This is a genomic window from Neorhizobium galegae, assembly GCF_021391675.1.
Classification (GTDB): Bacteria; Pseudomonadota; Alphaproteobacteria; order Rhizobiales; family Rhizobiaceae; genus Neorhizobium; species Neorhizobium galegae_B.
The window spans coordinates 638,374-653,096 of record NZ_CP090096.1 but is presented as its reverse complement, the minus strand read 5'-3'; the positions used below and the strand labels follow the sequence as shown (position 1 = coordinate 653,096).

General features: G+C 58.9%; 13 protein-coding genes and 1 pseudogene. 6 read left to right on the top strand and 8 right to left on the bottom strand.

Annotated elements, in window-relative coordinates:
• Window position 1: 1 nt before the first annotated feature.
• From LZK81_RS25790 to LZK81_RS25775, 4 genes are all read right to left on the bottom strand, one after another.
• Window positions 2-1,099 carry an ABC transporter substrate-binding protein gene (locus LZK81_RS25790; RefSeq protein ID WP_233956747.1) on the bottom strand — a complete coding sequence of 366 codons (1,098 nt, stop codon included), beginning with the start codon at window positions 1,097-1,099 and terminating at the stop codon, window positions 2-4.
• Between the two features lie 108 nt (window positions 1,100-1,207).
• Complete coding sequence (locus LZK81_RS25785; RefSeq protein ID WP_233956745.1) at window positions 1,208-2,224, bottom strand: dipeptidase; 1,017 nt, start codon at window positions 2,222-2,224, stop codon at window positions 1,208-1,210.
• Complete coding sequence (locus tag LZK81_RS25780; RefSeq protein WP_233956743.1) at window positions 2,224-2,862, bottom strand: 2-hydroxychromene-2-carboxylate isomerase; 639 nt, start codon at window positions 2,860-2,862, stop codon at window positions 2,224-2,226. The genes LZK81_RS25785 and LZK81_RS25780 overlap by 1 nt, the downstream gene beginning before the upstream one ends.
• On the bottom strand, window positions 2,855-4,330 hold the full coding sequence (locus LZK81_RS25775; RefSeq protein WP_233956741.1) for an NAD(P)-binding domain-containing protein: 1,476 nt from the start codon (window positions 4,328-4,330) through the stop codon (window positions 2,855-2,857). Before LZK81_RS25775 ends, LZK81_RS25780 begins: the two co-directional genes overlap by 8 nt.
• A gap of 319 nt (window positions 4,331-4,649) precedes the next feature.
• Between LZK81_RS25775 and LZK81_RS25770 the strand changes: the two genes are divergently transcribed.
• Entirely contained in the window at window positions 4,650-5,312 is a 663-nt protein-coding gene (locus LZK81_RS25770; RefSeq protein ID WP_233956739.1) for a hypothetical protein, read from the top strand.
• A complete protein-coding gene (locus LZK81_RS25765; protein ID WP_233956737.1) occupies window positions 5,302-5,478 on the top strand; it encodes a hypothetical protein in 177 nt (58 codons plus the stop codon). Before LZK81_RS25770 ends, LZK81_RS25765 begins: the two co-directional genes overlap by 11 nt.
• Before the next feature lie 263 nt (window positions 5,479-5,741).
• On the opposite strand, the gene LZK81_RS25760 is transcribed toward LZK81_RS25765, so the two are convergent.
• Window positions 5,742-6,737: an AraC family transcriptional regulator gene (locus tag LZK81_RS25760; RefSeq protein ID WP_233956736.1), complete on the bottom strand. Its 996-nt coding sequence runs from the start codon at window positions 6,735-6,737 to the stop codon at window positions 5,742-5,744.
• Between the two features lie 35 nt (window positions 6,738-6,772).
• Between LZK81_RS25760 and LZK81_RS25755 the strand changes: the two are divergent.
• A pseudogene (locus tag LZK81_RS25755) lies at window positions 6,773-7,827 on the top strand (aldo/keto reductase).
• Window positions 7,828-7,994: 167 nt separating this feature from the next.
• On the opposite strand, the gene LZK81_RS25750 reads toward LZK81_RS25755, so the two are convergent.
• Window positions 7,995-9,692, bottom strand: a complete 1,698-nt coding sequence (locus LZK81_RS25750) for a peptide ABC transporter substrate-binding protein (RefSeq protein ID WP_233956734.1) — start codon at window positions 9,690-9,692, stop codon at window positions 7,995-7,997.
• Window positions 9,693-9,816: 124 nt separating this feature from the next.
• Here LZK81_RS25750 and LZK81_RS25745 point away from each other — a divergent pair, with 124 nt between their 5' ends.
• The 3 genes from LZK81_RS25745 to LZK81_RS25735 are packed head-to-tail and all read left to right on the top strand — an operon-like array spanning window position 9,817 to window position 12,703.
• Window positions 9,817-10,695: a MurR/RpiR family transcriptional regulator gene (locus LZK81_RS25745; RefSeq protein ID WP_233956733.1), complete on the top strand. Its 879-nt coding sequence runs from the start codon at window positions 9,817-9,819 to the stop codon at window positions 10,693-10,695.
• A complete protein-coding gene (locus LZK81_RS25740; protein ID WP_233956732.1) occupies window positions 10,692-11,438 on the top strand; it encodes an N-formylglutamate amidohydrolase in 747 nt (248 codons plus the stop codon). Before LZK81_RS25745 ends, LZK81_RS25740 begins: the two co-directional genes overlap by 4 nt.
• On the top strand, window positions 11,435-12,703 hold the full coding sequence (locus tag LZK81_RS25735) for an NAD(P)/FAD-dependent oxidoreductase (protein ID WP_233956730.1): 1,269 nt from the start codon (window positions 11,435-11,437) through the stop codon (window positions 12,701-12,703). Before LZK81_RS25740 ends, LZK81_RS25735 begins: the two co-directional genes overlap by 4 nt.
• Before the next feature lie 64 nt (window positions 12,704-12,767).
• Here the strand turns inward: LZK81_RS25735 and LZK81_RS25730 are convergent, their stop codons facing one another.
• Together LZK81_RS25730 and LZK81_RS25725 are read right to left on the bottom strand one after the other, a co-directional pair.
• A complete protein-coding gene (locus LZK81_RS25730) occupies window positions 12,768-13,679 on the bottom strand; it encodes an ABC transporter permease (RefSeq protein ID WP_233956729.1) in 912 nt (303 codons plus the stop codon).
• Window positions 13,672-14,679, bottom strand: a complete 1,008-nt coding sequence (locus tag LZK81_RS25725; RefSeq protein WP_233956727.1) for an ABC transporter permease — start codon at window positions 14,677-14,679, stop codon at window positions 13,672-13,674. The genes LZK81_RS25730 and LZK81_RS25725 overlap by 8 nt, the downstream gene beginning before the upstream one ends.
• Between the last annotated feature and the right edge of the window lie 44 nt (window positions 14,680-14,723).

Genomic DNA, 14,723 nt, shown 5'->3' with positions numbered 1-14,723 from the left:
ATCAATTGAGCGCGATGACTTCGCGGTTGATGCGCTGGATCCAGGCCGAGTATTTCTCGGCGACGAAATTCCAGTCGAGCGACATCTGGGCGGCCTGCGCTTCCTTCGAGCCGTAGATGCGGGCAGCAACGGCGTCCGGCAGGTTCACCTTGGTATTGACCGGACCATAGAAGCTCTTCTCGGCGAACGCCGCCTGCGCTTCGGTGCCGAGCGCATAGTTGATGAAGAGCTGGGCCGCCGCGGCGTTCTTGGAGCTCTCGACGAGGCCGATTGTGTTGGTCTGGCCGATCGAACCTTCCTTCGGGGCCGCGACGCCGATCTTGCCGCCCTGTGTGTCGTGCAGGTACTGCGCACGGCCGTTCCAGCAAATCGAGAGATCGACTTCGCCGCTCTGGATCACCGCATAGCAGTCCGGAGCCGGCTCCCAGGTCGAGACGTTCGGTGCGATCTTCTTCAGGAGACCGAGGGCGGGGTCGATGCTCTGCTTGTAGTCGGCACCCGCCAGCTTGTCGAGAATCGGCAGCAGGATGACACCGCGGGTATCGCCAAGCTTTGCGGCGATCTTACCCTTGTATTTGGGGTCCGCCAGATCGTTCCAGCTGGTCGGCGGCTGCTTGACGGTATCGGTATTGTAGAGGATCGCCAGGTTGTCCTGCGAAAACGCGACGGCCTTGTCACCGTCGAGACGAGCCCAGGCGGGCATCTCGTCGAGCACCTTGACCTTGGCGGGGTCGAGCTTGGCGAAAATGCCGTCCTTGCTGGCCTTGATGGCGACGGCAACGTCGATTAGCGCGATGTCGATCTTCGGATCGGCGCGCTGCAGGGTCAACAGCGCCAGCGTCTCCGCAGAGTTCTTGCTCTGCTGATAGGTTACGTCGATGCCCGGATGTTTGGCCTTGAACGGTTCGATGATGAACTTCTGGTAGTTGTCGGCGAACACGCCGGAAAAGCCGACGATGTTGACCGTACCTTTGGTGGGGGCGTCCTGCGCCTGAGCCACGCCCAGCAGCGCCAGCAGCCCGGTGACAGCCACGCCGGCGCGGAGCAAGATCCGCGAAACCGCATTCCCTGATATCCTATTCACCATGCATGTCGTCATGTCCGTCTCTCCAGTTTTAGACAAGGCTTGCCGTTATCGGCTTGCAATTCATTGAGCACGCCAACGCGAACCACTATTCGGCGCGTTGCAGTTTTCTTCCGGCTTCATCTAGGCGGCTGGCGTCCAGGCCTTGCCGAGAACACGCAGCCAGTTCTTTCCGAGCAGCTTCAGCACCAGGTCCTCGCTCCAGCCGCGGGCCAACATGCGGGTCGTCAGGTTCGGCAACTCGGTCATGCGCTCTATGCCCTTCGGCTTGGAAATCTTGACCGAGCCGAACTCGGTGAGCGTGCGGGCCGTGCCCTTGTCCTTGTTGGCCCAGAGCAGCCAGGGGCCGGGACGTGGGCGATCGAGCGAAAAGTCGGTGCCGACGCCGACATGGTCTTCGCCGACCAGGTCGATGACATAGGCCATGGCATCGAGGTAGTCCTCGACGGTGGCATCATTGCCGGCGGCAAGGCCGGGTGCGAACAGGCTGACACCGATAATGCCACCCTTTTGCGCACAGGCCACGAAGAGCTCGTCCGGCTTGTTGCGCTTCACGTCCTTCAGTGCCCTCGGCAGGATGTGGGAAATGCAGACCGGGCTCTTCGACTGCGCAATAACGTCCGCGGTCGTCTTGTCGCCCACGTGACTGAGGTCGCAGAGCACGCCGACACGGTTCATCTCCGCCAGAACTTCCTTGCCGAAACCGGTGAGGCCGCTGTCGACCTCCTCCAGATAACCGGCACCGGAATAGTTCTGGGTATTGTAGGTGAGCTGCATGATCCCGACGCCGAGATCCTTGAAGATCTCCACGTAGTCGAGTTTGTCCTCGAGCGGCGACGTGTTCTGCCAGCCGATGATGATGCCGGTCTTGTTCTCCGCCTTGGCGGCATGGATATCGGCGACGGTGCGAACCGGACGGAGAATGTCGTCGTTCTCGCGCAAGAAGCGCTTCCATTCGGAAACGTAACCGATGCCTTCGCGGAAATTCTCCCACAGCAGCGATGAGACGTTGACGGCCGTCAGACCCCCTGCCCGCATTTCCTCGAAGATCGACCGACTCCACTGGCAGGTCTGCAGGCCGTCGACGATGATGGCATCTTCGTGCAATTTCTTCGCGCTCAGGTTTTCGGTGTCGGGCATCACGCAGGCTCCTTCAGTGCTTCAGTCCTTTTTCGGCCGGCTTTCAGGGCCCGGTCGACGAAATCGAGACGGTCCTGGCCCCAGAACAATTCCGTGCCGACGACATAGGTCGGCGTCCCGAAAATGCCGAGCCGCTCGGCTTCGGCAAGGTTTTCCTGCCACTCATCGACGATCGCTTCCGGCTGCGGATCGACCACCAATGCGGCAGCTTCTTCGCCGGCCGTCGCATGGGCGATAGCGCGCAAGGTGTCGGTGTCGGCGATGTCGCGCTCTTCGGCCCATAGGGCGCGCTGGACAGCGAAGGAAAACGAGATGGCGTCGAGGCCGGCTTTCTGGAGCGCGATCACCGCCTGCGCCGCCGGTTCGATCGTGCGGCAGGGATAGAATTTCGGTTTCAGGTTCAGCGGGATGCCGAGATATTCCCGCCAGCGGCGCAATTCGACTTCATGATAGAGCTGACGCGCGTCCGGCCGCTTGCGTAACGGTAGACCGCCATTGGCCTCGATAATGCGGATCGGGCGCAGACGCACATGGGCGCTGTTGTCGATGGCGACGGTGATCGCCTTCCGTGCCCCGAAATATGCCCAGGGGGACGAGATGCCGTAGAAAATCTGCAACTCCGGAACTTGTTCATCCATTGGCACGGTTCATTTCCTCATGGAGGTCTGCATCTGTCCACTCGTCGCCAAGCAGCTCCGGCGTATCGAACCCGAGAAAGCGATCGAGATGGTAGGCGCGGTCTTCGACAAACAGCGAGCGGGCAAGTCCCGTCGCAAGGCGCGTTGCCCCCTCGCTGATGGACGGAATGCCGCTCGTGATCTTGCCGTGTGACGGGACTGCCGGATAGGCGAAACATGAGATCCGGGAGACCGCATCCGCCGTCGCCGTATCGAGATCGGGTTTGGGCCGGAACTCGAAAGCCGGGCCGAGATAGGGTGTGGCGCCGATGCCGGCATGTTCCCAACCGGCAGGAGGGGTGTAAACGTCCTGCCAGAGCAGGATCCTATCCCGTAGCGCCGCAAATTCCGGACGCTTGTCGAAATCGACCGAAAAGCCGGTGGCAAAAATCACCAGGTCGGCGGCATAACGGCCCTTCGGCGTCACGACCTCGACACCATCGCCTGTCTCGACGAGATCGTCCACTGGGCTTGCGACGTGAAAGAAGGCGTTCGGGTGCCGCGACACGCGCAGCACGCTGTGGCGAGGCGGCGGAATCTGCGCCCGCTCGCCGGCCACCATATAAGTCCATTTGTCCGCATCGGGCAGGCCGAGATAGCCATGCGTCATTCCCTGGCTGCCGACACCGGTAAACTTGTCGATGCGCGGGATATCCGGCCGGCGGACGAAGATATCGACGCGCGCCGCGCCGGCTTCGAGAGCGGCTGCTGCATTGTCCATGGCCGAGGCGCCGGCCCCCACGATCGCAACCCGCTTGCTCCTCAGCGAGGTCATGTCGATGAGGTCGGCGCCGTGCTTCACGAAGCGCGGCGAGACCCGGGTAGCGACTTCCGGCTGGGTGGGTGCGCCCAATCCATCGAGACCGGTCGCCAGCACGACGCGGCGGGCAAGCACTTCCGTCGTCTGCCCGCCGGCTTCCAGCTGCAGCGCCAGAAAACCGTCCCCACGAAATTCCAGGCCCGAAAACACGGTCTCGTTGGCCACGTCAAGATCGAGCACCCGGCGGTACCAGACAAGGTATTCCATCCACATCGGACGCGGGATGAGCCTCATGTCGAGATAGGCCTGAGCGCCATATTGCGCCTCGAACCAGGCCCGAAACGTCAGCGACGGAATACCGAGTGCGGGACCGACGGCATCCTTGCGCGTCCGCAGGGTCTCCATGCGCGCATAGGTCATCCAGGGTCCTTCGAACCCTTGCTGGCTACGGTCATAGGCCCGCACATTCGATATTCCGACCTTTTTCAGTGCCGCCAGAGCGACCAATCCGCACAAACCCGCTCCAATCACGGCAACATCGAGAACTGGCGAGCCGTTGACGCCCCGGGACGGCATCCAAGCCTTCGGCGGCTGATTCAACCACAGCAAGTCCAGGGCGAGACGCGCTTCAAGCACCTCAAGATCAGCGGGTCGATTTCGATCCTGCATACAGGTGCCCCCAAACCGATTATGCGAAAACAACATAGAACAGCATCTAGGATGCATTTTTTGAAAAATTACTCCAATCGTGGGAGATTGCAAGAGCGTCATGATTGTGTGTCGGGGGCGCAATAGATTTCCTTTTCAAGAAGTCCCTCGGATTGAGCATTGCTTGATTGGGGCCTTGGAAAGGGTTCGCCTGCAGAAACGTCGGCTGCTGTAGGCAGAGGGTTTCGTGCGGCGCATGCCACTGCACCGGCATCATCAGATAGGGCCGGATTGAAGTGGGTTTGGCAAGTGAGCGCCTCTCAAAGCGGATACTCGGCAAATGACCACTGTCCGCGGCCAACTGCTCGAAATGTTGAAAGTCGTCGCAGCAGCGCTTGAACAAGATTTGCGCGATCGCCTTGTGTTCGTCGGGGGCTGCATAACGGCGCTCTTCATCACAGACCCGGTGACCCTCGAAGATGTCAGGGCTACCGACGATATTGACCTTATTGTCGATCTTGCGGGGCTTGCCGAATGGGACCAACTATTGGAACAGCTGCGAGAAAGGGGATTCAAAGAGTCCTCGGATGACGACGTCATCTGCCGAATGCGGCTCGGCCCGCTCAAAGTCGATTTCATGCCGGATGATGAAGCGATCCTTGGCTTTAGCAATCGCTGGTACGCAAAAGGTATCGAAACCGCTGAGGTTCACCAACTCACTGAAAGTCTCACCAGAGGCGGTGATGATCTTTATTCCGGCAGAGATGCCGACGACATACTTCTCGTCGTTGATGGGAGAGAGGAACTTGGTCAGGAATTGGCGAATGCTGATCTCGACGTAAAGACATACATCGCTGAGCAATTCCAGGCGCTACTCAAGCATCGCGACTTTGACGATTTCCTCGAGGGAAATTTGCGTGGGCAGCCCGGCCGCGTAGCTATCGTGCGCGAGCGCTATGTTGCCATAAGCCACTGCGCAGACGGTGGCGCCCATGCGCATTGAAGCAAACTGGTATTGCCGGAAAGGCACCAAGACCACAGACAATCGTGACCATGCAGGGCTTGGCACAAATACCAGCGGCGTGATGGGCATCGTCGTCGATGACTCTACCGCAGGCGAGAACACGAGAACAGCGGAGAATATGCCGAAGCGATCGTGCGGGAAGTGATCGACTGGTTCAACGGTCTACAAGGAGCACTTGATGTCGATGCCTTTTCGAAACAGCTGCGCGGAATCCATCTTGGGGTCGGCACATAGGACAGACCCAGAGATACGCTAAGCGCTAAAACATTTAGCAGGCCCGCTCAGGCGGCGGAAAAGACCTGCTTGTCGCCGGTGTCGTAGCTTTCCCGCAAACGATGTTGTTTTGGGAAACTCGGTTAGATCGTCAGTGACAGGATCGGCCGGATTCACACCAAATGTGCGGCCACATCAATTCCTGCCAGCCCGTAGCCTTCCAGCATCGCGCGCAGGCGGTGTGCCGAACATCCGCGTGTACTCCCGACTGAACTGCGACGCGCTTTCATATCCGACTGCAAATGCTGCGCTTGTCGCGTCGGTGTCGGCGAGCAGTAGCCGCCTCGCTTCCTGCAGGCGGAGAGTCTTCTGATATTGCAGTGGGCTCATGGCAGTGGCAGCTCGGAAATGGCGATGAAATGTTGCCACACTCATCCCGGCAATTTCCGCCAGTTCTTCAATTCTGACAACGCGATCCAAGTTCGTGCGCAAATGGGCGATAGTGTCCCGAACCTGTGAAATCCGGCTACCGGCTCGGGCTGCCTGGCGTAGCAGCGCTCCTTGCGGGCCTTGCAAAAGGCGAAACAGAATCTCGCGCTCGATCAATGGTGCGAGCGTATCGATTTCGTCTGGCGCATCGAACAACCGCAGCATCCGTGACCAGGCATCGAGCAATTCAGGCGTCATAGCGCCCACCGCAAAAGCTATGGTATCTCCCTCGGCTTTGCGAGGTATGTCAACAACCAGATCCGAAAGGATATCCTGGTCGATCGCAAGCCGTACTGCGACGTAGGGCGCCTCGGGCAAATCCTCGATCGTGACGCGCGATGCCGGCACGTCGATCGAAGCGATGAAAAAATAATTGCTATCGTAGCGCAGCGTGCGGTCTCCGATGACCACTCGCTTGGTGCCTCGCAAGACGGTGCCAAGCATCGGCTGATATAGAACCCCAACCGGCCAGCCCTCCTTCTGCGCGGCATGGAGGCTAACTCGCGGGATCGACGCGCCTTCCGATTGGGTGGCGTGGCGGTATGCCAGATCGGCGAGAGTTTCGTGCATTAAATCTATATAGATTTCACCGAGCGTCCAGGCAAGATGCAGCCGGATTAGAACGGTCAGTGATCGGATCAGGCAAAAACTTGCGACAATCGGGCGCGAAGAAGCCAGGGGCAGGTGCCATAAACGGGACATACGCCTGCCCGTTACGTTTCACTCAGGAGAGCCCCATGCGCTATAACATCCTCGGCCGCACCGGCCTGTTCGTTTCCGAACTCTGCCTCGGCACCATGACCTTCGGCGGCGGGAGCGGTATCTACAGCAGCATGGGCGGTCTACAGCAGAAAGAAGCTGACGGTCTGGTCAAGACCGCGATCGATGCCGGCATCAACTTCATCGATACGTCCGACGTCTATTCAAAAGGTCTTTCCGAACAGATCACGGGCCAAGCGTTCCGCAACCTCGGGATCGCACGGGAAGATGTGATCGTCGCCACCAAATTCTTCGGGCCTACGGGCGACGGCCCGAACGCGCGTGGCACGTCCCGGTCGCATATGCTCTACGCCCTGGAGGGCAGCCTCAAGCGCCTTCAGGTCGACCATATCGATCTTTACCAGATCCACGGCTTCGACCAGATCACACCGATGGAGGAGACGCTGCGTGCGCTCGAAACGGTCGTCCAACAGGGCAAGGTCCGTTATATCGGCGTCTCCAATTGGGCCGCCTGGCAGATCGCAAAGGCGGTCGGTATTTCCAACCAGTTCAACTTGGCCCGCTTCGCTTCGCTTCGCTTCAGGCACATTATACGATCGCCGGACGCGATCTGGAGCGTGAACTGGTGCCGATGATGCAATCCGAAGGCATCGGGCTGATGGTGTGGAGTCCGCTAGCGGGCGGTTTTCTGTCAGGCAAATATAGCCGCGACGGCGCCAACGAAGGCGACAACCGCCGCGCCACCTTCGATTTCCCGCCGGTCAATGAGGAACGCGGCTACAACGTCATCGACGCGATGAAGCCGATCGCGGAAGCCAAGGGCGTCTCGATCGCCCAGATCGCACTCGCCTGGCTGCTCCACCAGAAGGCTGTCACTAGCGTAATCATCGGTGCCAAGAAGCCAGAGCAACTCGATGATAACATCGCCGCGACCAAGGTGGAGCTGACCGACGCCGAACTGAAAACACTCGATGAGATCAGCAAGCTGCCCGCGGAATATCCCGGCTGGGTATTCGAGTTCCAGAGCAAGGTCCGTTGTGACCAGCTCAAGCAGGAACCGCGCGGGGCCTGAGAGCGCCAGCTTCCAGTTAAAGGCGGAGACAGTCGGCCCAAGGGAAACTGGCGATAGGGCTTTGGCTCAGCCAGCCATTCTTGCCCGAAAATTCAAAAAGTCTGCCCGTAACAGGAGAGCAAGTCGCATGTTACGGGCAGATATTCGAAGCTTGCACCGGCGATGCCTTATTTTGCGCGCGACCAGTCCGCGATATCCCAGAGCTCGCTATCCCATGGGTTCATTGTATTGCCTTGCAGCGACATGACCGCACCCGACACGTTGCCGCGGTGGACGAGAGGAATGACGGTGTAGGATTGAACCAGCATGTCATTCATCTTGCGCGCAAGCTCGCCGCGCCCTTCGATCGTACCGGTCTGACGGAAGGTCTTAGCCAACCCGTCATAATCAGGCGAGCAGTAGCGCGGCATGTTGCTGCCCTGCCACTGCGTCTTGGGCGAAGGAACAGCCGCGCATGTCCATTTGCTCAAATAGGATTCCTGATCGATCCCTTTGGAATTGTCGGTGTACATCTCGACATCAGCGTAGAATTTCTGACGCGTGTCAGGATTGCCTGCGTCACCACCGAAGAAGACCGAACCGCTGACGTTACGCAGATCGACATCCACACCGATCGCTTTCCAGCTCTGCTTCAACATCGCCTGGGTATCCTGACGGACACCGCTAGTCGATGTCAGGAAGGAAAGCTTCAGCTTCAGTCCGTCCTTCTCGCGGATACCGCTAGCGCCAGGCTTCCAGCCCGCCTCATCCAGCAGCGCTTTGGCCTGTTCGACATTGGGCGTCAAGCAGCTGTCATTTGCTTTCGAGACAAATTGCGATGGCGCCGGGACCACGTTGCAGCTCGGCTCACCTTGATCGGCGTAGAGAACTTCTGAGATCTCACCGCGGTCGATTGCCAGCGACAACGCCTTGCGGACGCGAATGTCACTTAGGAATTTGTTGGGGCCGCCCTCGACCGTCGAACGTTTGTCACCAAGCTCGGCGCTCGGGTCTGTCAGGTTCAAGAAGAGATATTCCACCATCGAGCCGAATGCCGTCACCGGACGCGCTTTTCCGGCTGAGACGAGGTTCTCGAAGACGTCCGGCGCTAACTGTAGATTCCATCCATAGTCCGCTTCCCCCGTATTGAAGACGGCGCGGGCGGCCGACATCGCGTCACCGCCACCCTTGATGGAAATGCTCGAAAAATGTGGCTTGTCGGTATCTCGGAACTGTGGGTTCATCGAAAAGACCGCGACATCGTTTGGCTTGAACTCCTTGACCACATAGGGGCCGGTGCCAACGGGGGCGAAGTTCTGCGCCGTGCAAGACGCAATCTTCTCGCCTATGCAATCCTTGAACTGCTTTTCCTGCAGGATCGGTGTTGTTGAGCTGACGAAGGGGATGTAGGGATAGGGCGTCGATTGTGCGAAGTTGATCTCGAGCGTCAGATCGTCCTTGGCGACGACAGACTTGACGCCGTCAAAAGTATTCGATGCCGCGCAGCCCGCGCCTGGCGCCGTGCAATATTTCCATGTGAAGACCGCATCTTTCGCGGTCATGTTGCTGCCGTCGGACCATTTGACACCTGAGCGCAGTTTCCAGGTGATCGTCGTCATGTCCGGCGAGATGCCGCCATTGTCCTTGGTGGGAATTTCGGCGGAAAGGAGAGTGATCAGATTGCCCTTGGGATCAAAACGCGCGAGCGGCTCTACAACGAGCGCAGCGGCATCGACGTCCTTACCTATGCCTGACAAATAGGGGTTCAGTGTCGACGCCCCTTGCCAATACAGGATCTTCAAGTTTCCGTCCGTGCCAGGTGCGGCTTGCGCGCCGAACGGTAGCACGGCGGCTGCGACCGCGGCGAGGAATATGGCCTTATTCATCTTACGAGTCTCCTGTTGCTTTGCACTGCTGGTTACGGGACAGAACGCCACAGACGGGCGATTGACCTTTGTACCGTATTGTGCAAAATCACCACACAGAGTCAATATGTAATAAAGAATACAAATGATGTCGACTTCCCCACTTTTCGAGAGAATTCGCAAGGGAGCCCGTTCGACCGCTGAACGGAAGGTCGCCTCGGTGCTTCTTGAGGGGTATCCGACACGCGCGCTCTCGACGGTGGAAACACTGGCGAAGCAGGCTTCGGTCAGTGCGCCAACCGTACTGCGTTTTGTTGCCAAGATCGGTTATCCGCGCTTTGCTGATTTTCAGGCTGCCGCTATTGCAGATGTTGAGCGTCAGCTCGGCTCGCCGCTCAATAATATCCGTTCCGCGGTCCAGGCAGAAAAACCGGATCATATCTATCAGCAGACCTTGCTCTTGCAGGCGGAGGCGCTGCAAACCGCCGCGGCCCACGCGATGCCGGTAGAATTTGATGTTATCGTGGATTTGCTGATCAATCCGAAGATAACGATCAAGCTTCTGGGTGGTCGCTACAGCCAAAATCTTGCGCAAAGACTGGCCTTGCAACTCGGACAGTTACGCCCCTCAGTCTTCTTTACGCCGCTGACGTTGGGTTTTACTTACGACGCCTTGGTGGATGCCGGGCCGCAAGACTGTTTCGTAATCTTCGACTACCGCCGCTACCAGGCCGAGCTGCTTAATTTTGCGCGGGGTGCAAAACGCAGCGGTGCAAGAATCTGCCTATTCACCGATACCTGGCGCTCGCCAGTGGCCGAATATTCCGATGCAGTCCTGACGTCGCCCGATAGCTCGACGTCTCCCTTCGGATCGCGCGTGGTCCCCACGGCACAGATCGAGGCAATCGTTGCCGCGGTAAGCCTGCGCACACACGATCGAAGCCGCGATCGGCTGGCCCGCATCGAAGATTTGCGAAAGCTCGATGATGATGCCTCATCATCGGGGAAAGACGAAGCCGAATGAACGCCAACCCACCGATCGTCCTGAACCCTCAAGGGCGTCAGCCGGGTGTGATTGCCGTCGACCATGCCGGTCGATCCATTCCCGAGGCGCTTGGTGATCTGGGATTGAGCGCCCACTGGCGGGACACTCATCACTTCTGTGATCTTGGTGCGGCTGAGCTTGCCTATGCACTGGCCGACCGCATCGACGTGCCGATTGTGCTTTGCGACGTAAGCCGGCTGGTGATCGATGTAAACCGTTGGCTCGAAGACCCGAGGTCTATCGTGGCAGAGGTTGAGGCAACATCCATTCCCGCAAATGTCGAAATGGACGATGCCGCCCGCATTGCTCGTCAGGAGGCGGTGTTTTGGCCCTATCAGTGTTGCCTCGGTGAAATCTGGATGGAGCAGAAAGCCAGGCATGAGAGACCTTTCTTCTTCTCGTTGCACAGTTGCACGCGCGTTTTCGAGGGCTTTCATCGTCCTTGGGACGGGGGGACAATCTGGCATGATGACGAAACCCTATCGCGCCACCTGGTCGGCCATCTTTCGCGCGAAGATAGCCTCTTGCTCGGCGATAACCAGCCCTATTCCGGCTTAGGTGGAGCTTACACGGTCGATCGACATACCTACGGTTCGGGGCTGCCTGCCTGCGGTTTCGAGGTAACGAACGACCTGTTGGAGACTAAAGCAGACTTTTCCCGCTGGGCCGACCTTCTGTCCGGTGCGTTGTTGGCAGCAATTGATGAAGGGCTGGCCGCATGAAACCATTCCAATCTGAACCACCCTATGGTTTGACGGCGCCGGACGCTCCGGTAACTCCGGCTTTCAGTGGCGCGCGTGAGGTGGATTTCCTGTTGATTGGTGGCGGCTATGGCGGATTGTTGACTGCGATCGACCTCGCTGAGCGTGGTGCCCATGTCGTCGTGCTGGAAGCTGCCGAGATTGGTGCCGGCGGTTCAGGGCGCAATCACGGCCAGTGCATTCCTGTCTTTCGCTACCTCGATCCGGAAGTCCTGCCCGCAAAGGGAGCGGAACTGCTGGCCAATGCAGGCGCACTGGTCTTCGAGCGGATTCGCCAGTACGATATGCAATGCGAGGCCGTGCAGAAGGGAACGCTGACAGCGGCCTATAACAAGCGGACCCTTGCGGCAACAAGGAGCGCGCACGCAAAATATAGCGGCCTCGGCAAGTCCGACTGCTACTTCGATGCCGATGAAATTGCTTCGCTGACGGGCACCCGGAAGTTTTCGGGCGGCTGGGCGCACAATGAGGGTGGTCACCTAAACCCGCTTGCCTATGTCCGGGAACTGGCCCGTGTCGCTCTTTCCCTCGGCGTCGAGATCTTCACGCGAAGCCCCATGGTTGGCATGAGCCGCCGAAACGGCGCCTGGCACGTCCGGACGCCGGATGGTGAAATCCACGCAAAGGTCGTTGGACTGACGACTGACGCTTATTCCACCAGATCGATACCCAGTTCGCTGACGAAGGGCTTTTTCCCTTTAACGAGCTACGCGGTCGCAAGCCGACCGCTGACGGCCGAGCAGCGCCGCTCTGTCATGCCCTCGGGAATGAATTTCGGCGATACTCATCACGACCCCATGTTCTTTCGCATTGATGCATCGGGGCGGATAATCACCGGCGGCCTGCGTGAGCCCGGACGTGGAACGCGCCTCGACTATACTGCAGCCTTCATGACACGCCGGCTCAGCGCTATTTGGCCGGTCCTGGCCGATCTGCAATGGGACCATATGTGGACGGGTGTGGTCAGTATGGCGCTTGATCAGACACCGTCGATCCAAAAGCTCGATGATGGCCTCTGGGCTCTATCGGGGTGGTCGGGGCGCGGAGTGCCGACTTCGGCTGCGCTGTCGCTAGCTTTCGCGCGAACGCTGGAGGATCCGGCGAAGGGGCTTGCCTATTGGCCGCAGCGGAACCCGCCACAGGTGATCGCACGTAGGCTTCTCGGCAGCATTGTGCAGCGTTGCCGAGGTCCATACAATCAGATGCGCGACAAGCTGGAAAGCTGATCGCAAAGGCGGGTAACAGGAGCTGATCCCTTTTGCCCGCCACCTCCATTTGCATGCCGCCGGTCTAGTTGCCGCGGATCCTTGGATCCATCGCATCCCGCAAACCATCGCCCACATAGTTGACCGACAAAACGGTCAGCGAGATTGCAATACCGGGCATGACAACCCGCATCGGATAGATCTGTATCTGGTCGATCGCGTCGTAGAGCAGACGCCCCCAGGTCGGGAAATCCGGCGGAAAGCCGAGGCCCAGAAACGATAGCGAACTTTCGGTGATGATTGCGCTGGCGATGCCCAGTGTCGCGGAGACAAGCACCGGCGAGAGCACATTGGGCAGGATATGGCGCAGGATCATCTTGCCGCGCCGTGTGCCGATCGACTGCGCGGCAAGGATGAATTCCCGTTCCTTAAGCGTCATCACCTCTCCCCGCACGAGGCGGGCGGCATGCATCCAGCTTGTCAGCCCGATCACAAAGACGATCAGCAGAAACGTGCCGGCTTCCGCTCCGAGCAGCCGGGATACAGGCTCCCGAAACAACATTGACGTAACGAGAAGAAGAGGCAGCAATGGCAGGGCCAGAAACAGATCCGTGATCCGCATCAATACACCGTCTACCGCACGGATATAACCAGCGCAGACGCCGACCAGCGTTCCGAGCGACAACGACAGGATCATGGCTACCAGTCCCACCGTCAGCGATACCCGCCCACCGGCCATCAATCGAGCCAGCATGTCGCGGCCAAGTTGATCCGTGCCCAACGGATGTGCGAGCGACGGCCCCTTGTTTCGAGCCCGCATCGCGATCTCGGTCGCGTCCACATGCCATAGCCAAGGCCCAGCAATAACTGCAAGCAGCATAAGGCCCAGGATGACCATTCCTGCCATTGCGCCGCGATGGCTGCTAAACTGGCGGCAGACATCGAGCAACTGGCTGGGGCGCTTCGTGAATATCACTTGGGTTGTAACGTCAGTCATAGCGAATTCTCGGGTCCAATATGCCATAGAGGATGTCGGTGATGAGATTGAAGAGAACGATCAGCACCGCGAAAATGAACGTGAGCGTCTGCACCATCGGAAGGTCGTTTGCCTGGATCGACGAGATCAGCAGTTCGCCGATGCCATTCACCTTGAAGACCTGCTCGGTGATGATCGCTCCCCCGAAAATCTGCGGTACCCCCATGCCGATGACCGTGACGACGGGGATCATCGAGTTGCGTAGCACATGGATCAGCACCACAACCTTCTCGGTAAGTCCCTTGGCGCGCGCCGTACGGACATAGTCTTCGCGAAGGTTGTCGAGGACGGAAGCCCTCATGAAACGGCTGATCTGGCTCGCATTGTACAGCGCAAGCACCATGACGGGCAGCACCATCTGGCGTAGCTGAGCTAGGAAGCTCTGCCAATCGGTAACCTGCAACGTCGTGTCATAGAACGATGGAAACCAGGGAAGACCGACGGAGAACAGCACGATCAGGACGACGCCGGTGAAGAACGTAGGTACGGAAAATCCGATCATCGACACAAGCGTGCCAATTTGATCGAACCAGCTGTATTGCCGGTAAGCAGAGATGATGCCGATTGGCAGCGCGATCGCTATGCCGACGATATAGGCGACGCCGACGACCCAGAGCGTCTGCGGCAGGCGCTGTGCGATGATATCGGCCACCGGTGCGCGCGATTGCCAGGAAACGATCCGCTGGCTGTTGCCGCTCAGATCAAGCCCGAACAGCGCATCGACGACGTGCAGCGGCTCGATCAAGAAAAACTGTTTGAGCCAAAGGGCATAGCGCGTCATCAGAGGGTCGCCAAGCCCGAGTGAGAGCCGCATTTTTTCCTTTACCTCGGGTGGGATGGTCAATGGTAGCTGCGCCATCGGGTCGCCGGGTGCGAGGCCGAGCAGGAGGAAAATGATAAAGCTGATCAGTAGGAGTGTCGGAACAGCGACAACGAGGCGCCTGATTGTATAATGGAACATTCACCACGCCTCAGCTTGCCGAGCCGAACAGGCGAGCGCCGTCC

Bases quoted from the DNA above. Each gene is read 5' to 3' on its own strand.
- LZK81_RS25790 (WP_233956747.1), bottom strand. From the start codon at position 1,099: ATGACGACATGCATGGTGAATAGGATATCAGGGAATGCGGTTTCGCGG.
- LZK81_RS25785 (WP_233956745.1), bottom strand. From the start codon at position 2,224: ATGCCCGACACCGAAAACCTGAGCGCGAAGAAATTGCACGAAGATGCC.
- LZK81_RS25780 (WP_233956743.1), bottom strand. From the start codon at position 2,862: ATGGATGAACAAGTTCCGGAGTTGCAGATTTTCTACGGCATCTCGTCC.
- LZK81_RS25775 (WP_233956741.1), bottom strand. From the start codon at position 4,330: ATGCAGGATCGAAATCGACCCGCTGATCTTGAGGTGCTTGAAGCGCGT.
- LZK81_RS25770 (WP_233956739.1), top strand. From the start codon at position 4,650: ATGACCACTGTCCGCGGCCAACTGCTCGAAATGTTGAAAGTCGTCGCA.
- LZK81_RS25765 (WP_233956737.1), top strand. From the start codon at position 5,302: ATGCGCATTGAAGCAAACTGGTATTGCCGGAAAGGCACCAAGACCACA.
- LZK81_RS25760 (WP_233956736.1), bottom strand. From the start codon at position 6,737: ATGTCCCGTTTATGGCACCTGCCCCTGGCTTCTTCGCGCCCGATTGTC.
- LZK81_RS25750 (WP_233956734.1), bottom strand. From the start codon at position 9,692: ATGAATAAGGCCATATTCCTCGCCGCGGTCGCAGCCGCCGTGCTACCG.
- LZK81_RS25745 (WP_233956733.1), top strand. From the start codon at position 9,817: ATGATGTCGACTTCCCCACTTTTCGAGAGAATTCGCAAGGGAGCCCGT.
- LZK81_RS25740 (WP_233956732.1), top strand. From the start codon at position 10,692: ATGAACGCCAACCCACCGATCGTCCTGAACCCTCAAGGGCGTCAGCCG.
- LZK81_RS25735 (WP_233956730.1), top strand. From the start codon at position 11,435: ATGAAACCATTCCAATCTGAACCACCCTATGGTTTGACGGCGCCGGAC.
- LZK81_RS25730 (WP_233956729.1), bottom strand. From the start codon at position 13,679: ATGACTGACGTTACAACCCAAGTGATATTCACGAAGCGCCCCAGCCAG.
- LZK81_RS25725 (WP_233956727.1), bottom strand. From the start codon at position 14,679: ATGTTCCATTATACAATCAGGCGCCTCGTTGTCGCTGTTCCGACACTC.